The 15,635-nt window shown below is 73.3% G+C and carries 16 protein-coding genes, 1 tRNA gene and 1 pseudogene; 9 read left to right on the top strand and 9 right to left on the bottom strand.

Annotated elements, in window-relative coordinates:
- Positions 1–160 precede the first annotated feature (160 nt).
- The gene (locus HS99_RS24515; protein WP_030289457.1) at positions 161–994 is read left to right on the top strand and encodes a TIGR02452 family protein; all 834 of its coding nucleotides are present in this window, start codon (positions 161–163) and stop codon (positions 992–994) included.
- Between the two features lie 11 nt (positions 995–1,005).
- Here the strand turns inward: HS99_RS24515 and HS99_RS46910 are convergent.
- Positions 1,006–1,191 (bottom strand): annotated as a pseudogene (locus HS99_RS46910) (hypothetical protein); the annotation flags it as partial.
- A gap of 399 nt (positions 1,192–1,590) precedes the next feature.
- Between HS99_RS46910 and HS99_RS24505 the strand changes: the two are divergent.
- Positions 1,591–2,064 (top strand): RICIN domain-containing protein, encoded by a 474-nt coding sequence (locus HS99_RS24505; protein ID WP_046386984.1) that lies wholly within the window; start codon positions 1,591–1,593, stop codon positions 2,062–2,064.
- Between the two features lie 23 nt (positions 2,065–2,087).
- On the opposite strand, the gene HS99_RS24500 is transcribed toward HS99_RS24505, so the two are convergent.
- The 3 genes from HS99_RS24500 to HS99_RS24490 all read right to left on the bottom strand — a co-directional run bounded on the left by HS99_RS24500 (position 2,088) and on the right by HS99_RS24490 (position 4,859).
- On the bottom strand, positions 2,088–2,783 hold the full coding sequence (locus tag HS99_RS24500) for a tyrosine-protein phosphatase (protein WP_030289451.1): 696 nt from the start codon (positions 2,781–2,783) through the stop codon (positions 2,088–2,090).
- A gap of 86 nt (positions 2,784–2,869) precedes the next feature.
- Positions 2,870–3,631, bottom strand: coding sequence for an SDR family oxidoreductase (locus tag HS99_RS24495; protein WP_030289450.1), 762 nt, complete (start codon positions 3,629–3,631; stop codon positions 2,870–2,872).
- 10 nt (positions 3,632–3,641) lie between these two features.
- Positions 3,642–4,859, bottom strand: a complete 1,218-nt coding sequence (locus HS99_RS24490; protein WP_030289448.1) for a DNA glycosylase AlkZ-like family protein — start codon at positions 4,857–4,859, stop codon at positions 3,642–3,644.
- 155 nt (positions 4,860–5,014) lie between these two features.
- Here HS99_RS24490 and HS99_RS24485 point away from each other — a divergent pair, with 155 nt between their 5' ends.
- The 3 genes from HS99_RS24485 to HS99_RS24475 all read left to right on the top strand — a co-directional run bounded on the left by HS99_RS24485 (position 5,015) and on the right by HS99_RS24475 (position 6,582).
- Positions 5,015–5,821 carry a nucleotidyltransferase domain-containing protein gene (locus tag HS99_RS24485; protein ID WP_078938997.1) on the top strand — a complete coding sequence of 269 codons (807 nt, stop codon included), beginning with the start codon at positions 5,015–5,017 and terminating at the stop codon, positions 5,819–5,821.
- Positions 5,822–5,870: 49 nt separating this feature from the next.
- Positions 5,871–5,943 (top strand) — tRNA-Lys (locus tag HS99_RS24480).
- 120 nt (positions 5,944–6,063) lie between these two features.
- Positions 6,064–6,582 (top strand): F0F1 ATP synthase subunit B family protein, encoded by a 519-nt coding sequence (locus tag HS99_RS24475; RefSeq protein ID WP_043388541.1) that lies wholly within the window; start codon positions 6,064–6,066, stop codon positions 6,580–6,582.
- A gap of 438 nt (positions 6,583–7,020) precedes the next feature.
- On the opposite strand, the gene HS99_RS45175 is transcribed toward HS99_RS24475, so the two are convergent.
- Positions 7,021–7,179 (bottom strand): hypothetical protein, encoded by a 159-nt coding sequence (locus HS99_RS45175; protein WP_157846582.1) that lies wholly within the window; start codon positions 7,177–7,179, stop codon positions 7,021–7,023.
- A 314-nt stretch (positions 7,180–7,493) separates the two neighbouring features.
- On the bottom strand, positions 7,494–8,069 hold the full coding sequence (locus tag HS99_RS24470; RefSeq protein WP_030289438.1) for a TetR/AcrR family transcriptional regulator: 576 nt from the start codon (positions 8,067–8,069) through the stop codon (positions 7,494–7,496).
- Between the two features lie 296 nt (positions 8,070–8,365).
- On the opposite strand from HS99_RS24470, the gene HS99_RS24465 reads away from it, so the two are divergent.
- Positions 8,366–10,375, top strand: a complete 2,010-nt coding sequence (locus HS99_RS24465) for a carbamoyltransferase C-terminal domain-containing protein (protein ID WP_051747224.1) — start codon at positions 8,366–8,368, stop codon at positions 10,373–10,375.
- A gap of 101 nt (positions 10,376–10,476) precedes the next feature.
- Here the strand turns inward: HS99_RS24465 and HS99_RS24460 are convergent, their stop codons facing one another.
- The 3 genes from HS99_RS24460 to HS99_RS24450 are packed head-to-tail and all read right to left on the bottom strand — an operon-like array spanning position 10,477 to position 12,937.
- A complete protein-coding gene (locus HS99_RS24460) occupies positions 10,477–10,662 on the bottom strand; it encodes a hypothetical protein (protein WP_030289436.1) in 186 nt (61 codons plus the stop codon).
- A gap of 38 nt (positions 10,663–10,700) precedes the next feature.
- Entirely contained in the window at positions 10,701–11,564 is an 864-nt protein-coding gene (locus HS99_RS24455) for a class I SAM-dependent methyltransferase (protein WP_030289435.1), read from the bottom strand.
- On the bottom strand, positions 11,561–12,937 hold the full coding sequence (locus HS99_RS24450) for a cytochrome P450 (RefSeq protein WP_141763798.1): 1,377 nt from the start codon (positions 12,935–12,937) through the stop codon (positions 11,561–11,563). The genes HS99_RS24455 and HS99_RS24450 overlap by 4 nt, the downstream gene beginning before the upstream one ends.
- 365 nt (positions 12,938–13,302) lie before the next feature.
- Between HS99_RS24450 and HS99_RS24445 the strand changes: the two genes are divergently transcribed.
- The 3 genes from HS99_RS24445 to HS99_RS24435 all read left to right on the top strand — a co-directional run bounded on the left by HS99_RS24445 (position 13,303) and on the right by HS99_RS24435 (position 15,617).
- Positions 13,303–13,671, top strand: a complete 369-nt coding sequence (locus tag HS99_RS24445; RefSeq protein WP_223886012.1) for a hypothetical protein — start codon at positions 13,303–13,305, stop codon at positions 13,669–13,671.
- Positions 13,672–13,764: 93 nt separating this feature from the next.
- Positions 13,765–14,757 (top strand): ABC transporter ATP-binding protein, encoded by a 993-nt coding sequence (locus HS99_RS24440; RefSeq protein WP_046385443.1) that lies wholly within the window; start codon positions 13,765–13,767, stop codon positions 14,755–14,757.
- Positions 14,754–15,617, top strand: a complete 864-nt coding sequence (locus HS99_RS24435; protein ID WP_078867625.1) for an ABC transporter permease — start codon at positions 14,754–14,756, stop codon at positions 15,615–15,617. Before HS99_RS24440 ends, HS99_RS24435 begins: the two co-directional genes overlap by 4 nt.
- Positions 15,618–15,635 lie beyond the last annotated feature (18 nt).

Genomic DNA, 15,635 nt, shown 5'->3' with positions numbered 1-15,635 from the left:
CTGAAGCACACACGAAGGGCCCGCTCCGTCCCCCGGAGCGGGCCCTTCGTGTTCCCCCGTTCCCCCGAACACCTCGCTGCTGCTCGCCCCCCGAGGTGTTGTTCTTGGGGTGAGAATAACCTGTGGCGCGCGATGGCGGTAGTCCCGTAGCGTCACGGACATGAGCAGCAGACTGCACGAAGTGGCACGGGTGAACGAGGAGATCGCCGAGCGGGGGAGCTACCGGACGGCCGGGGGCGAACTCGTGCAGGTGGGGGAGCAGTTGGCGGCGGCCAGGGCCGGCACGGTGTCGTACGCGCCGGCGGACCTGGACGCGCTGCTGGCGGCGGGGGAACGCGGGCCGGGGCCCGCGGGCGGGCGGATCGAGGTGACGGCCGAGGGCAGCATGGAGGCAGCCCGGCGGCTGGTCACGGCCGGGGTCGGACCGGTCGGGGTGCTGAACTTCGCCTCCGCGCGCAACCCCGGCGGCGGCTACCTGCGCGGCGCCCGCGCCCAGGAGGAGGACCTGTGCCGCAGCGCGCTGCTGTACAGCTGCCTGGTGGAGGCCCCGGACTACTACGAGGCGCACCGGGCGTCGACGGACCTGCGGTACAGCCACCGGGTGATCGTCTCGCCCGCCGTGCCGGTGATCCGCGGCAGCCGGGGGGAGCTCCAGGCGCGGCCGTACCCGGTCACTTTCCTGACCTCGCCCGCGCCCAACGCCGGTCAGTTGGAACGGCGTTCCGCCGGTACGGACGTCCGGCGGGTGCTCGCCGAGCGGGCCGTCCGGGTGCTCGCGGCGGCGGCCCGGCACGAGGTCCGCGCCCTGGTGCTCGGCGCCTGGGGCTGCGGGGTGTTCCGCAACGACCCGGCCCAGGTCGCCGAGGCCTTCGAGGGCGCGCTGGCCCGGTACGGGGGCGCGTTCGAGCAGGTGGTGTTCGCGGTCTGGGACCGCTCACCGGTCTCGGCGAACCGGGCCGCCTTCGAGGCGCGGTTCGGCGCGGCGGTCCGGTGAACGCCCGCTGATCAGCGCTTGCGGGCGGACAGCACGGTCGCGGCCGCGGAGGCCGCCGCGACCACCCCGGTGACGGCGAACACCGAGGGCCAGGCGCCGATCCGCTTCGCCAGCGGGTGCGAGCCGCCGAAGGCCGCCACGTACAGGCCGGTCAGCGCCGCCGCGGCGGCCGTGCCCGAGCTGCGGCGCCACTGCCGGCCCGGCCGGGCCGAACAGCCCGCCGACCAGGCCGAGGGCCGGCCCGAAGCGCTCGTCGTCGCCGGCCGCGACCACCGCCTCCAGTTCGGCCACCGCCTCCAGGAGGGTGGGCTGCTGACGGCGTGACGGGACGGCGGCGGACGTCTGCTCTGGGCTCTGCTCGGTGGACATTCGCCGCAGCATAGGCGGCACGGTCCGTCCACCGGAAACGCCCCCCGTGGTCGCGGTCTTCGGATACGAAGCCGTCCGCCGCGCCCCGGCGGACCCGGCCGGCAGCGCCTGATGGCGGACCCGGCCGGCAGCGCCTGGCGGCGGGCCCGTTGTCGGTTGCCTGACGGCGGCCCGTTGTCGGTGCCTGACGGCGGCCCGTTGTCAGTCCCGGATGGGAGACTGCGGGCATGACTGACAGCGTGGGGGGCAGCCCGGCCGACCGGGCGGTGACCGACGGCCGGTACCGGATCCGCAACGTCGGCAGCGGACTGTTGCTGGAGGTCGCCGAGGCCTCCCGGCGCAGCGGCGCGCGCATCCGCCTGGGCACGGACGACGGCTCCGACGCCCAGCTCTGGCAGCTCGTCGCCGTCCACCCCGGTGGCGCGCTGTTCCACGTCGAGAACGCCGGCAGCGGCAAGCGCCTCGACGTCACCGGTGCCTCCCCGGAGGACGGCGTCCCGATCCAGCAGTGGTCCGCCAACGCCTTCGGCGCCCAGGAATGGCTGTTGGAGGCCCACGTCGACGCCCCGGAGACGTACACCGTCACCAGCTTCATCAGCGGCAAGCCGCTGACCGCCCCGGAGGCCCCGGACGGGGTCGTCCAGCAGTGGGAGGACGTCGACTCGCCCACCCAGTGGTGGCGCTTCGAGCGGCAGGGGTAGCCCGTAGCCCCGGAGGCGGCGCCTCAGGCCGACAGGTTGGCCCGGAGGGCGTCCAGGTCGGCGTCGGTGAGGCCGTGGGAGTAGAGGTAGCCGGGGACGGTGCCGTGCTGGGTGCGGATCCAGTCGAGGGAGGCGGCGATGTGTTCGGCGGCGACCGGGCGGGAGAGGCGCTCGCTGCCGGTCTCGTCGATGTAGGGGATCGGGCCCTCGTCGAGGCCGAGGCCGAGGTTGGAGAGCAGGAAGTCGGCGGTGATGTCGGCGTCCGAGGCGCCCAGCAGGGACTGCAGGACGGCGATGGTGAGGCCGGTGCGGTCCTTGCCGACCGCGCAGTGCACGACCACCGGGACGGCCTCCGGGTCGGCCAGCCGGCGGATGACCGCGCTGAGCGAGGGGCCGGCGGTCTCCGGCATGAAGGTGTAGAGGCCGGCCTGGTCCTCGGGCCAGGGGCGGTCGAGGTCGCCGCGGTTCGCGGGCAGGGTCGGCAGGTTGAGGGACTCGTGGTCGAGGCCGTACCGCTGGTCCGGCCAGGTCTCCAGCTCGAACGGGCTGCGCAGGTCGACCACCGTCCGCAGACCGAGGTCCTTGAGCTTCCGGGCGCCCTCCTCGGTGAGGGTGTGGAGGGAACCGGAGCGGTACAGCACGCCCCGGCGCAGGGCGCCGATCCCGCCCGCGTCACGGAAGTTGCGCACGCCGGGGATGTCGATGAAGGCAGCGGTCATGGCCTCCACCGTACGGGCGCGGACGGCGCGGGGGGAAGGAAACCGGAGAGGACCGTTCGGCGTCCGGCGGACGCCGGACAGGGTGTTCACCGCCCGCCGGAGACCTCCAGGAACGCCCCCGTGGTGTACGAGGCGGCCGGTGACAGCAGGAACAGGATCGCCTCGGCGACCTCCTCCGGCTCCCCGCCGCGCCGCATCGGCAGGCCCGGCGCGACCCGGTCGACCCGGCCCGGCTCGCCGCCGAGCGCGTGGATGCCGGTGTGGATCAGGCCAGGACGGACGCAGTTGACCCGGATGCCCTCGTCGGCGACCTCCAACGCCAGCCCGCGGGTCATCGAGTCCACCGCGCCCTTGGCGGCCGCGTAGTCGACGTACTCGTTGGGCGAGCCGATCCGGGAGGCGGCCGAGCCGACGTTGACGATGGCGCCGCCGCGCCCGCCGTGCCGGGTGGACATCCGGCGGACGGCCTGGGCCGCGCACAGGAAGGGGCCGGTGATGTTGGCGGCCCAGATCCGGTTCAGCCGGTCCTCGTCGATCTCCTCCAGCCGGCACTGCCGCTCCAGCGTGCCGGCGTTGTTCACCAGCCCGGTGAGCGGCCCTAGTTCGGCGTCCACGGTGGTGAACAGACGCTCCACGTCGGCGCTGCGGCTGACGTCGGCCCGGACCGCGATCGCGGTGCCGCCCGCGGCCCGGACGGCGTCCACGACGGCGGTGGCCGAGGCCTCGTCCGTGCGGTAGTTGACGCACACCCGGTAGCCGCGGCGGGCGGCCAGCAGGGCGGTGGCGGCGCCGATGCCGCGGCCGGCGCCGGTGACGATCAGGACCTCGTCGGTGGTGGTGGTCGACATGGGCCGTACGCTATCCGGCCTGTTGCCGCGCGAGTGCGGCCGCCCGCAGCGCGGCGATCTTCGGGGCGCGGCTCTTCGGCGAGTCGAGGCTGAAGCCGCGGGCGTCGCCGAGCTCGTCCCGGACGAACGCCTCGGTGCGGGCCACCGCCTCGCGCAGCGCGTCGTCCGGGGGGACGAAGGACTGGTGGACGATCTCGGCCCGCTCGGTGTCGTACTCCCACAGGCCGACGATCCGGCCGCGGTCCAGCACCAGATGGGTCTGCGGGTCGGCCTCGCCGCCGAAGGTGCGCCCGGCCCGGCCGGCGGGCAGCGGGCGGGCGGCGTCGGCCGGGTCGAGCAGCCGGGACAGGTCGCGGTGCAGCAGGTGGATGCCGTCGATGCCGGCCAGCAGGGTGTAGTGCGGTTCGGAGGGCACCTCGAACTCGGCGAACGCCTCGGCCAGTTCGGGCAGCAGTAGCAGTTCGGAGCCGGGCGTGAGCGGGACCGCCCCGGCCTCGGCGACGGCCCGGCGGGCGGTGGCCGCGGTGAAGCCCGAGAACCAGCGGAAGTGCCCGAGGGTGGCCGGCCCGGCCCAGGAGAAGTAGCGGCGGGCCAGGTCGACGGCGTTCCCCGCGACCGGCTGGTCCCAGCCGACGTAGCCGTAACGCTGCTGGTCCAGACGGCCGTTGACCGGCACCCGACGGATCCGGCCGCGCGACTGCATCAGCCCGAGGGCGAGCGGCAGGGTGGTCGACAGGCCGCGCTTGCGGCCCGCCTCGCCGAGCGGCCGGACGGCGTCGCCGACCGCCTCCCGGATCGCGGTCGGGTCCAGCGGACCGCCGTCGGACAGCACCCGCTCGACGGCCAGGCAGAGCTGCTCCACCTCGTCCCGGCCGACCCCCAGGTGCTTCGCCGCGGCGGCCAGTTCACCCTCCGGGGCGGCCGCCCCGACCGCCAGGCCGAGCGCGAAGTCGGCGGCCGGCAGCACGTAGGTGCAGCCGCGGGCGGCCGGCAGTTCGTGCACCTGCAAGCCCGCCACCGCCGCGTCCACCGCCGCCCGGCCGAGCCCGGCCCGGGCGAACAGGCCCAGGTACGGAGCCGCGCCGCCGACCGAGCGGGCCCAGCCGGTGGCGGCCAGCACCTCGGCGGCGGACGCCCCGGTGTGCGGGCGGTCCAGCCACTGCCGGTGGGACCACCAGGCCCGCAGTCTCTCGACGCCGACGGTTTCCGGGAGGGGAGCGTGCTGCATGGGGCCAGTATCGGCGGCGGGGCGGTCGCCGCTCCGGAAATCGCTCGCCCGGCGCGGCCCGCCCGGGGGAGGATGCGCTCTCCGGCAGCCCGCTCGTGAGCAGCCCGCTCGTGAGCAGCCCGCTCGTGAGCAGCCCGTTCGGGAGGAGCCCGTCCATGCCCACCGCCCCCGGCGCGGTGCCGCTCTCCGGCACCGCGCTGCCCTCCGGCGCCGTTCCGCCCGCTGGCACCGTACTGCTCTCCGGCATCGTCGGCTCCACCGCGTACGGCTTCGCCCACGCCGGCTCCGACCTCGACCGCCTGGGGTTGTTCGCCACCCCGACCGAGGAGTTGCACGGCCTGCACCGCCCCGTCGAGTCGCACGTCACCACCGCGCCCGACGTGACCCTGCACGAGGCCGCCAAGTGGTGCCGACTGGCACTGTCCTGCAACCCGACCGCCTCCGAGCTCGTCTGGCTGCCGGAGGACCTGTACGAGACCGTCACCCCGCTCGGTCGCGAACTGGTCGGGATCCGGTCGAGCTTCCTCAGCGCACCGGCCGTCCGCAGGGCCTATCTCGGCTACGCGGACCAGCAGTTCCGCAAGCTGCTGACCCGGGACACCACCGACCCGGCCACCCGCCGCCGGGCCGCCAAGCACGCCCGCCACCTCGTCCGGCTGGTCGAGCAGGCCGTCCGGCTGCACCGCACCGGCCACAACCTGATCCGGCTGTCCGATCCGGAACGCGTCCGCGACCTGGGCGAACGCATCGCCGACCGCCCCCGCACCGCCGAACACCTGCTCGCCGACGCCGCCGACCGCCTCTCCCGCCCCGGCGTCCTGCCCGAGGCCCCCGACCCCCGCCCCGCCGAGGCCTGGCTGCGCCGCGTCCGGGCCGCCCACTACAACCCGCTCCCGGCCGTGCCCTGCGCCCCCGGCGCGCCCGGCCAATCCACTGGCGGAGCCCTGGGGCCCACCGGGTAGGATCGCGGTGGCCCTCCCCACCCGGGACCAGCCCGGTACGGAGAGCCGCGGGGCATTAGCTCAATTGGCAGAGCTGCGGACTTTTAATCCGTAGGTTCAGGGTTCGAGCCCCTGATGCCCCACACGGCCGCAGTGCTTCCGACCTGGGCGTCCTTCCTTCGGGGAGGGCGCCCTTCGTCGTTCCCGGAGCCGGGGACGGACCCGCCGGAGTTGGGCGACGGCGACTCAACTATCTTGAGGCCATGGGACCTTTGAAGCCGGATCTTGCTCAAGTCGTCGTCGGACTCGTCTGCTTCTTCCTGATATTCGGCGTTCTCGGGGCGGTGCTGCTGCCGCGGATCGAGAAGCTGCTGGGGGAGCGCCGGGACGCCACCGAGGGTGGTGCGGAGCGGGCCGAGGAGGCGCGGGCGCAGGCCCAGCGGGTGTACGAGGAGTTCCAGGCGGAGCTCGTCGCGGCACGGCACGAGGCGGCGCTGATCCGGCAGACGGCCACCGAGGAGGGGGCGGCGCTGATCGCGCAGCTGCGGGCCGAGGGGCAGGAGCTGCGGGACCGGATGCTGGCCGAGGCGCAGGTGCAGCTGGCGACGGACCGGGTGCTGGCCGAGGCCGAGCTGCGGGAGGACGTGATCCGGCTGGCCGGTGAGCTCGCGGGCCGGGTGATCGGCGAGCCGGTCGCCGAGCTGCCGCGCACCCGGGCGATCGCCGAGGAGTTCTTCGCCGCCCAGGACGCGAAGGACGCCCGGGCCGGCACCCGCGCCTGACGTCCCCACCCCTTCGTACTTCCCCACCAACGGCCCGGGTCCCGGGGCAGTGGTCCAGCCACTGCCCCGGGGCCCGGGCCGTTTTCGGCGGGCGGAGCGGGTGGCGCGGGTGGAGGGAAACGCGCAGGTGGCGCCCGGTGCGGATGATGACGTTTGTCATACGGCAGTCGTGCTCCACGGCACTGACGGGGGCTCAGGGCCCGGCCGTAGATTTCAGGGCATGGAGATCACGAAGAACGCCGAGACCACCGCCCGCCGCACCGAGTGGAGCCTGGCCCTGCTGGGCGGCCTGAAGCACCGGGGCGGGTTCACGGCCCGCGAGCGCACGGTGCACGTGGCCGCGGTGGGCGGCGCCAAGCTGGACCACACCGGGGCGGTGCTTCCGGCGGACGGGACGCACCTGGTCAAGGCGGCGCTGGTCGGGGGCGCGGAGCTGGCCTACCCGGAGGGTGCCTCGGCCGAGGTGGACGCGTTCTCGGTGTTCGGCGGGGTCGACCTGACCGTTCCGGCCGGGACGGCGGTGGAGGTCAGCGGGTTCTCGCTGCTCGGCGGCCGCAGCAAGGGCGTGGCCGGTGAGCCCGGCGGCGCGGTGGTCACGGTCCGCTCGTACTCGCTGGTCGGGGGGGCGTCAAGGTCCGGCAGGCCGCCTGACCGGGGGCGGGCGGCCTGCTCGGGGATGGGTCACTGCCGGGCCGGCGCCGGGAGGGGAGCGCTGGGGGCAGCGGCAGGGGCCGGGGCGGGGGCCGCGGTGACACGGGAGAGCCATGAAGAAGGCCGCCAGGATGACGGGCAGGAGGGGCATGGGGTGTGGCCTCCGACTGGTGTTTTTGTTGGTGGAAGTGCCAAAAACTTGGGCGCGAGGAAGCCCGGGCGGCCCCGGGTGGAATCTCAAGGGCCCGGGGCCGCGGCGATCAGGCGCGCAGGTCCTCGACGATCGCGTCGACGGTCGCGTGCAGCGACTCGGGCTCGAAGCCCGCCTTGGCCTGCAGCAGCAGGCCGTGGAACCCGGCCATCACCTGGCGGGCGAGCACCTGCGGGGTGCGGTCCGCGCGGATCTCGCCGCGGAGCCGGCCGTTCTCGACCGCCGTCGTCAGCGTGGCCTCCAGCGGAACGAAGGCCTGGCGGGCCAGCTGGGCCAACTCGGGTTCGCGCAGGGCGAGTTCGGTGACGGTGTTGACCGCGAGGCAGCCGCGGTGGTCGGTCGAGGTCTGGTCCACCCCGGTCAGCAGCAGTTGCCGGATGAGCTCCAGGGGCGGCAGGTCGGCGGGCGCCGGGTTGCTCCCGGCCGTGCCGCCCTCGCGGTAGCGGCGCAGCGCGAGCTCGAACAGCTGCCGCTTGCCGCCGAAGGCGTTGTACAGGCTGCCGCGCAGCATGCCGGTGCTCTCGGCCAGGTCGTCGGTCGAGGTCGCGGTGTACCCCTTGGACCAGAAGGTGTTCATGGCCGCGTCGATCGCGGTCTCGGTGTCGAACTTCCTCGGGCGTGCCATGGGAGGATCGTGACAGTTGTTGGCTTACTTATCAAAAACCCCGTCGGATCATGTCCCGGGGCTCGGCCGGTCGGGCCCGGGCCCTGCTGCGCATGCGTACGCCCCGGCCCCGGGACGTGCGTAAACGGCGATTTCAGTATGTACCGCCCGTCCGGACGCGTGGTCGAATGGCCGGGTAGTCGCTGGCGCCGGGGGCAGGCGGCCGGCCCTGGCGGGGTGCGGGAAATCCCCTCGCGTACGGGCCGGAATTACCTCGTCCTGACAGAACCTGGCAGACCGAGGAAAAAGAGGTAACCGTGGCCGAGCATTTCCTTTCCGCCTATCTCACGCCGCCGGGGCCGGGTGCGGTCTTCTCGGTCCGGCACGACCAGAACGTCGCTCTGTGGCGCCGGGAAGGCGCCGACGTCGAACTGGTCCGGGTCTGGGAATTGGAACGGGTCAGCGGGCAGAAGCACCATTTCTGGCCGTTGTACACGGAGGGCCGCTCCGAGGCCTTCCTGTCCGCGCTGCTGGCGGAGGAGGGTCTGACCCTCGACGACGTCACCGCCACCTGGGGCACCCCCGGGCTGCCGAAGGCGCAGCCGGTGCCCAAGCCGGTCGGCGCGGAGGACTTCCCGCTGCACAGCCTGGCGCACCTGTTCAGCGGCGTGCTGCGGGACGTCCCGCTGTTCCGCGAGGGGCAGATCGTCGGCCTGGCCATCGACGCGCTGCCCGACTACGCGCAGGAGAGCCGCCCCAACCCGTACTGGTACGCGGGCTGCGTGGTCAAGCAGGGTCGGATCACCTTCGAGCCGGTGGAGTCCCCCGGGCCGCTCTACACCGCGGCCGAGACGGTGTTCGGGCTGGAGCCCGGCTCGCTGATGGCGCTCGCCTCCGCCTCCACCGCCGCGATCGAGTTCGACGCCGAGGCCGCGATCGCCGACGTCACCTTCTTCGGCGGCTCGGCGACCCAGCCCTGGAAGGCCGCCCACGACCTGGTGCGCTCGGTGGTGGACGCCGCCGAGGAGCAGCTCGCCGACGCCGAGCTGGACGACTCGCTCAGCCGCGAGGACCACCTGCGCAGCGCGGTGATGAAGGTGATCCAGCGCTGCTGCGAGGGCGTCGCCGTCCGCAACGTGGAACGGCTGCTGGAGGTCGGCGGCCTCCGCGCCGAGGACACCCACCTCGCCACCACCGGCGGCTACGCGCTCAACTGCCCCACCAACACTCTGCTGATGGACCGCTTCGGCTTCCGCGGCCTGGTCACCCCGCCGTGCGCCAACGACTCCGGCCAGGGCATCGGCCTCGGCCTGCTCGGCCTGTACGGGGCCGGCGCGCTCGACGGTTCGGACCTGCGGATCGTCTCCCCGTACTACGGCCGGGACGTCCTGGACACCGAGGAGGCGCTGGCCGAGTTCGCGCCGTGGATCGTCTCGGTCACGGACTTCGAGGACGAGCGCTTCGTCGCCGACGTCTCGGACGGCGTGATCGCCTGGGTGGACGGCCGGGCCGAACTCGGGCCGCGCGCGCTCGGCCACCGCAGCCTGCTCGGCGACCCGCGCTCGCAGAAGGTCAAGGACCTGCTGAACGAGTACAAGCGGCGCCAGTGGTGGCGGCCGGTCGCGCCGATGGTGATGGCCGAGCACGCGGGCGAGTGGTTCGCCTCCGACCGCGAGTCGCCGTACATGCTGGAGGCGGTGCAGGTCCGGCCCGAGGTACGGGAGCTGGTGCCCGCGATCGTCCACCTGGACGGCTCGGCCCGGCACCAGACCGTCACCGCGGAGTCCAACCCGGCGTTGCACCGGGCGCTGGACGCCTTCCGGGCCGCCACCGGGGTGCCGATCCTGTGCAACACCTCGCTCAACGACAAGGCCGAGGCGGTCGTCGACCAGGCCGCGCAGGCGCTCAACTTCTGTGTCCGCAAGGGTGTTCGGGTGCTGTACCTGTGCGGGCGGCGGGTCGAGCTGCGCACCGAACCGGTGCCGGCCGTGGCGGCCCCGACCGAGCCGCGGCCGCGCGCCCTGGAGTACTTCGCCGGGCAGGAGGCGGACCGGGACGCGCTGTGGCAGGGCTGGCTGGACGCCGGCTACACCGTCGAGGGCATGTACCACCTCTCGCGCAGCCACCAGCTGCGGGCCGAGCAGGAGCTGTCCACACCGGAGCGGGTCAACCTGCTGGCCGCCTACCGGGCGAAGGTGGACCCGTCGTTCTCCGGGCTGGTGAACAACTTCCGCCGCACCCACGGGCCGGGCGGCTCCTTCGTCGACCCGTCCACGCTGACCGGGGCGTTCGGGGTGATCAACCCGCTGCGGCGAAACGGCAAGTAGCAGCGGAACCCGGAACGGGTCGGGGGGTAAGGCTTCGAAGCCTTACCCCCCGACCCGTTGTGCTGCTCGAGTACCTAAGCCGCTCGGCGTCGACCCCACCGTCAGTAGCGCGGCTTCCGGGTCAGCGCCAGGCCGCCCAGCAGGAACGCCACCCCGAGCACGCCGGCGACCACCGCGGAGGTGGTGTCGGCGGGCTTCTGGCTGGCGTCCATCACGGCGGTGACCAGGCCGGCGACGGCGCTGATGTAGCAGAAGATGGTGATGAAGATCTTCACCTTGGGGTGCATGGAGGTGTTCCTTTCCGGTGTCCGGTACGGGTGGTGGGTCAGGCGGTTTCCTGCGGTCCGCGGCCCGCGGGTGCGGTCGCGGCGACGGTGAGGCCGAGCAGCATCACCCAGGCGTCGGGGTCCGACCGGAAGCGGTTCCAGCGGTCCGCGGCGAGGGCGAGCTCGGCCAGTGAGAGGACGCCCCGGGCGACCAGCGGCTCCAGGCGCTGCGGGCCGAGCTGGGGGGCGAAGGCGTCGGTGGGGTGGTCGTCGTTGGTGGTGGCGAACGGGCGCAGCACCGGCTGCCCGAACCCGGCCGCGCGCAGCAGCCGGGGCAACCGGCGCCCGATCGAGCGGTCGCCGCCGTCCGCGCGCTGGGCGGCGGCCATCTTGGCGTGCACGCCCGCGAGTTCGGGGTACGAGGGCTCGGCCGCGCCCCACAGCGCGGAGTCCACCTCGGTCACGGCGACCCGGCCGCCCGGGCGCAGCACCCGGCGGACCTCGGCGAGCACCGCGACCGGGTCGGGGACGTGCTGGAGGACGTAGCGCAGCAGCACGAAGTCCACGCTCGCGTCCGGCAGCGGCAGTTCGGCGCCGTCGGCGACCAGCAGGGTCACCCCGGGGCCGGCAGCGTGGGCGAGCAGCTCGCCGTCGATGTCGGCGGCGATCAGGGCGGTGTCGGCGGGCAGCGCGGCGCGCAGCCGACGGGTCACCGCGCCGGGCCCCGCACCGAGCTCGAGCACGGTGCCGCCGGTGGGCAGGCCCAGCTCGCGCAGGATGCGCAGCTCCTCGGGGAAGGAGAGCGCGGCCTGCGCCTCCAGCCGGTCGAGTTCGGCGCCCAGGCCGCCGCCGGTGGTGCGGGCGGGGTCGTACGAGCCGCCGAGCGGGCGCTTCTCGTCGGGGCGTGCGGGAGCGGTGGTCATCGGGGCCTCGCGATCATCGTCATGCCGTGCTTGGGGCGGAGGGTGACCAGGGCCTCGGGTTCGACCGGGAAGCCCTCGACCAGCTCGAGCCGGACCGACTGGAGCAGGGAGGCGAGCACCAGGACGGCCTCCAGCATCGCGAAGTGCTGCCCGACGCAGATCCGGTCCCCGCCGCCGAACGGCAGGTAGAGATGGCTGGGCAGGTCGGCGCCGTCGAAGCGGTCCGGGCGGTACGCGTCCGGCTCGGTCCAGTACTCGGGGTGGCGGTGCAGCACCCACTGGCTGACGCACACCAGGGTGCCGGGTTCGACGTCGTACCCGCCGATGACGTCGGGCCCGGCGGCCCGGCGGGAGATCAGCCAGACCGGCGGGTAGAGCCGCATCGCCTCCTGGATCGCCCGGCGGCAGGCCGGGAGGTCGGCCAGGTCGGCGGCGGTCGGCGGGCGGCCGCCGAGCACGCGGTCGACCTCCTCGCGGACCTTGGCCAGCTCCTCGGGGTGGCGGTCGAGCAGGTAGAGCGTCCAGGTCAGGGACTTGGCGGTGGTCTCGTGGCCGGCCATCACGATGGTCAGCACCTGGTCGCGCAGGTCCTCGTCGGAGACCAGGTGGTGGCTGGACATCATGGTGTCCAGCAGGTCGCCGCCGGCTCCCGCGCTGCCGCCGCCTGCGGTGCTGCTGCCCGGGGCGCGGCCTCCCGCGGTGCTGCCGCCGCCCGCGCGGCGGGCGGCGATCAGGGTGCGGGTGACGGTGTTGAGGAAGACCCGGGCGCGGCCGAAGTCGGCGTACCGGCGGGCGGTGTCGGCCGGGTCCGGGTCCGGGGTCGGTACGTAGTGGCCGATGCAGCGGTTGACGGCGTCCACCGCGCGGCCGAAGCCCTCGCCGATGCCGTCGATGTCGGCGCCGAGGATGGCGTGGGTGAGGATGCCCAGGGTGAGCGCCGTGAGGTGCTGGTCCACCTCCAGCGGGGTGCCGGCCTCGACGGAGGGGCGCCAGCGCTCCAGCATCCCGGCGGTGGCGTCGGTGACGATGGTGTCGAAGGTGCGGACGGCGCTGGGGCGGAACGCCGGTGCGGTGAGGTGCCGTTGGCGGGCCCAGTCGGCGCCGTTGCTGGTCAGCAGCCCGTTGCCGAGCAGCGGGCGCAGCATGGCGTCGTCCGGGGTGCCCTCCTTGGTGTAGTTGGCGCCGTTGTCCTTCAGGACGTGCCTGGCGTACTCGGGGCGGTTGAGCAGGTAGACGGTGTCGCCGTCGGCCCGGTGCCGGGTGACGTCGCCGTAGGTGCGGGCCAGGCCGGTGATGAAGTCGAGCGGCGACTCCCTCATCAGCGCCATGTCGACGTCGTCGGCAGGGCCTGGCGGGACGGTGTGCGTAGGCACGGTGCGGACCACCCCCGTGTTTCCTCTCGATGCTCACCCGGGACTTCCGGAATGCGTACGCGATCCCCGAATGCGTACGTACGCATTTCCCGGTACGCATTCGGATGCGTATTCCGATACGTATTCTGATGCGTATTCATGGGTGCGTGACGGCTGAAATCTACCGCACCCGCCGCACGTGCTCAATACTTAGTCCAGGCGTCGGAAGTGAGGTCTTGGCGGCCAATTGCGGCCGTGACATTCTTCATTCGTCGGCGGCGCCGGGAAGCAGGAAGTGCAAAGCACCGGGTGCCCGTCACCAAGTGTTCGGCACCGAGTGCCGAGGTCCGCCGACAATCCGGTAACCAGAGAAAAGGAATATTCTCATGGCTTTGGACCAGAGGAAGCGGGCCGAGTTCGTCAACGGCTACACCCGCGCCCTGATCAGCGCCTGGTCGAGCGAGGAGTACGCGGCCCGCCTGCGTACCGACGCCCGCGCCGCCCTCGCCGAGGCCGGCCTGGAGCTCCCGGCCGACGCCGAGATCGTCATCGTCCAGACTGCCGCCGAGGGCGAGCAGGAGGGCAACCTCGAGGTGCAGGTGGAGCTGTACGAGATCGGTCTGGCGACCGGCCGTTACGAGTTCCACATCCCGGAGACCCCGCAGATCGACACCGCCGAGCTGAGCGAGGGCGACCTGTCGGACATCGCGGCCGGCGGCAACTCCTGCTGCTGCCCGTGCTGCTGCTGCACCTGATCGAGCCGGGAAACCCGCCCGCCGGGCAAGGCGCCCGGCCGGTCGACCTGAGTGCCAGGTCGGCCTGAACACCCCACAGAGGAGCGATCCACAGTGGCGACTGCCGTCGGGGAGCACCCCGTCTCAGTCCGCGGCCTGCGCAAGAGTTACGGCGACTGGCACGCGGTCCAGGGCCTGGATCTGGACATCCACCAGGGTGAGGTCTTCGCCCTGCTCGGGCCGAACGGCGCGGGCAAGACGACGACCGTCGAAATCCTGGAGGGCGTCCGCCAGCGAACCGGCGGTGACGTGCGGGTCCTCGGCTGTGACCCAGCCGAGGACCGGCGCGAGTGGCGCGCCAGGATCGGGGTCGTTCCGCAGACCACCGGCGCCTACTCGGACCTGACGGTCCGTGAGGTGGTCGAGCACTTCGCGGCGTTCTACCCGAACCCGCTCCCGGTCGGCCAGGTCATCGACATGGTCGGACTGGGCAAGCACGAGAAGAAGCAGAGCACGGACCTCTCCGGGGGCCAGGCCCGGCGGCTCGACGTCGCGGTGGGCATCGTCGGCGACCCGGACCTGATCTTCCTCGACGAACCCACCACCGGGTTGGACCCGGTGGCTCGCCGGGAGGCCTGGGACCTGGTCCGCTACTTCTCCGAGCGCGGTCGCACCACCGTGCTCACCACGCACTACCTCGACGAGGCCGAGGCGCTGTGCCAGCGCGCCGCGGTGATCGTCGCCGGCCGGGTGGTCCAGTGCGGGCCGCTGGCCGAGTTCGGCGGCCGATCGCAGACTCCGACCACGGTCTCCTTCCGGATACCGCCGGAGCTGGCCGGCCGCACGCTGCCGTCGTTGCCACCCGGGGCCGAACCGGCCCCGGTGGGCGCGGACGGCGTGCTCAGGATCGGCACCCACGCCCCGACCGCGCTGCTCGCGGCGCTGGTCCCGTGGGCGCACCGGGCGGGCGTCGCCGAGCTGCCCGAACTGCGGGTGCACCGGCCCACGTTGGAGGACGTCTACCTGGACCTGATCCGCGAGAACGTCGACGGTACCGACCGCGGCGCCGACACCACTCAGCTGATCTCCGAGGCGGGCACCCGATGACCCTCACCCAGACCCCCGCTGCCGACGCGGTGACCGCCGGAACGCCCCGGCGCACCGGCCGGATGCCCGGCATCTGGCGGGCCGGCGCGGCCCGCTCCAAGGTCGAGCTGCGCGCCTTCTTCCGCAACAAGCAGTCGCTGGTCTTCACCCTGATGTTCCCGGTGATCCTGCTGGTCGTCTTCGGCTCGATCTTCTCGGGCAAGGTGGCCGGCACCGACACCGACCTCAAGCAGGTGTTCATGGCCGGCATCATCGCCGCCGGCGTGATGAGCACCGCCTTCTCGGGCCTCGCCATCAACATCGCGATCGAGCGGGACACGGGTACGGTGCGCCGGCTCGCGATGACCCCGATGCCCAAGTCGGCGTACTTCGTCGGCAAGCTGGTGCGGGTCATCGTCACCACCGTGCTGGAAGCCGTCCTGCTGATCGGCATCGCCCTGGCCCTGTTCGGGCTGCCGCTGCCCAGCACCCCCGAGCGCTGGTTCACCCTCGGCTGGGACCTCGCCCTCGGCACCGTCGCCTGCGCGATGGCCGGCGCCGCCTACTCGGCGCTGATCCCCAACAGCCGGTCGGCGGCGGCGATCGTCACCCCGGTCTTCATGGTGCTGCAGTTCATCTCCGGCGTGTTCTTCCCGTTCGGCCAGCTGCCCGCCTGGATGCAGACGGTGGCCGCGTTCTTCCCGGTCAAGTGGATGGCCCAGGGCTTCCGCTCGGTCTTCCTGCCGGAGTCCTTCAAGGCCGTGGAACCGGCCGGGAGCTGGGAGCTGGGGCACATCGCGATGGTGCTCGTCGCCTGGTCGCTGGCCGGCCTGGTGCTGACCGCCTTCTCCTTCCGCTGGCGCGGGCCCCGGGTCCGCTGAACTCCAAGGAGCCGGACC

Origin of the sequence: Kitasatospora aureofaciens, from assembly GCF_001188955.3 — a bacterium.
GTDB classification, from domain to species: Bacteria; Actinomycetota; Actinomycetes; order Streptomycetales; family Streptomycetaceae; genus Kitasatospora; species Kitasatospora aureofaciens.
The sequence above is the reverse complement of the archived record's forward strand: the minus strand, read 5'-3'. Positions and strand labels throughout refer to the sequence as shown.

Coding starts and splice junctions, on each gene's coding strand:
- HS99_RS24515 (WP_030289457.1), top strand. CDS start 161: ATGAGCAGCAGACTGCACGAAGTGGCACGGGTGAACGAGGAGATCGCC.
- HS99_RS24505 (WP_046386984.1), top strand. CDS start 1,591: ATGACTGACAGCGTGGGGGGCAGCCCGGCCGACCGGGCGGTGACCGAC.
- HS99_RS24500 (WP_030289451.1), bottom strand. CDS start 2,783: ATGACCGCTGCCTTCATCGACATCCCCGGCGTGCGCAACTTCCGTGAC.
- HS99_RS24495 (WP_030289450.1), bottom strand. CDS start 3,631: ATGTCGACCACCACCACCGACGAGGTCCTGATCGTCACCGGCGCCGGC.
- HS99_RS24490 (WP_030289448.1), bottom strand. CDS start 4,859: ATGCAGCACGCTCCCCTCCCGGAAACCGTCGGCGTCGAGAGACTGCGG.
- HS99_RS24485 (WP_078938997.1), top strand. CDS start 5,015: ATGCCCACCGCCCCCGGCGCGGTGCCGCTCTCCGGCACCGCGCTGCCC.
- HS99_RS24475 (WP_043388541.1), top strand. CDS start 6,064: ATGGGACCTTTGAAGCCGGATCTTGCTCAAGTCGTCGTCGGACTCGTC.
- HS99_RS24470 (WP_030289438.1), bottom strand. CDS start 8,069: ATGGCACGCCCGAGGAAGTTCGACACCGAGACCGCGATCGACGCGGCC.
- HS99_RS24460 (WP_030289436.1), bottom strand. CDS start 10,662: ATGCACCCCAAGGTGAAGATCTTCATCACCATCTTCTGCTACATCAGC.
- HS99_RS24455 (WP_030289435.1), bottom strand. CDS start 11,564: ATGACCACCGCTCCCGCACGCCCCGACGAGAAGCGCCCGCTCGGCGGC.
- HS99_RS24445 (WP_223886012.1), top strand. CDS start 13,303: ATGGCTTTGGACCAGAGGAAGCGGGCCGAGTTCGTCAACGGCTACACC.
- HS99_RS24435 (WP_078867625.1), top strand. CDS start 14,754: ATGACCCTCACCCAGACCCCCGCTGCCGACGCGGTGACCGCCGGAACG.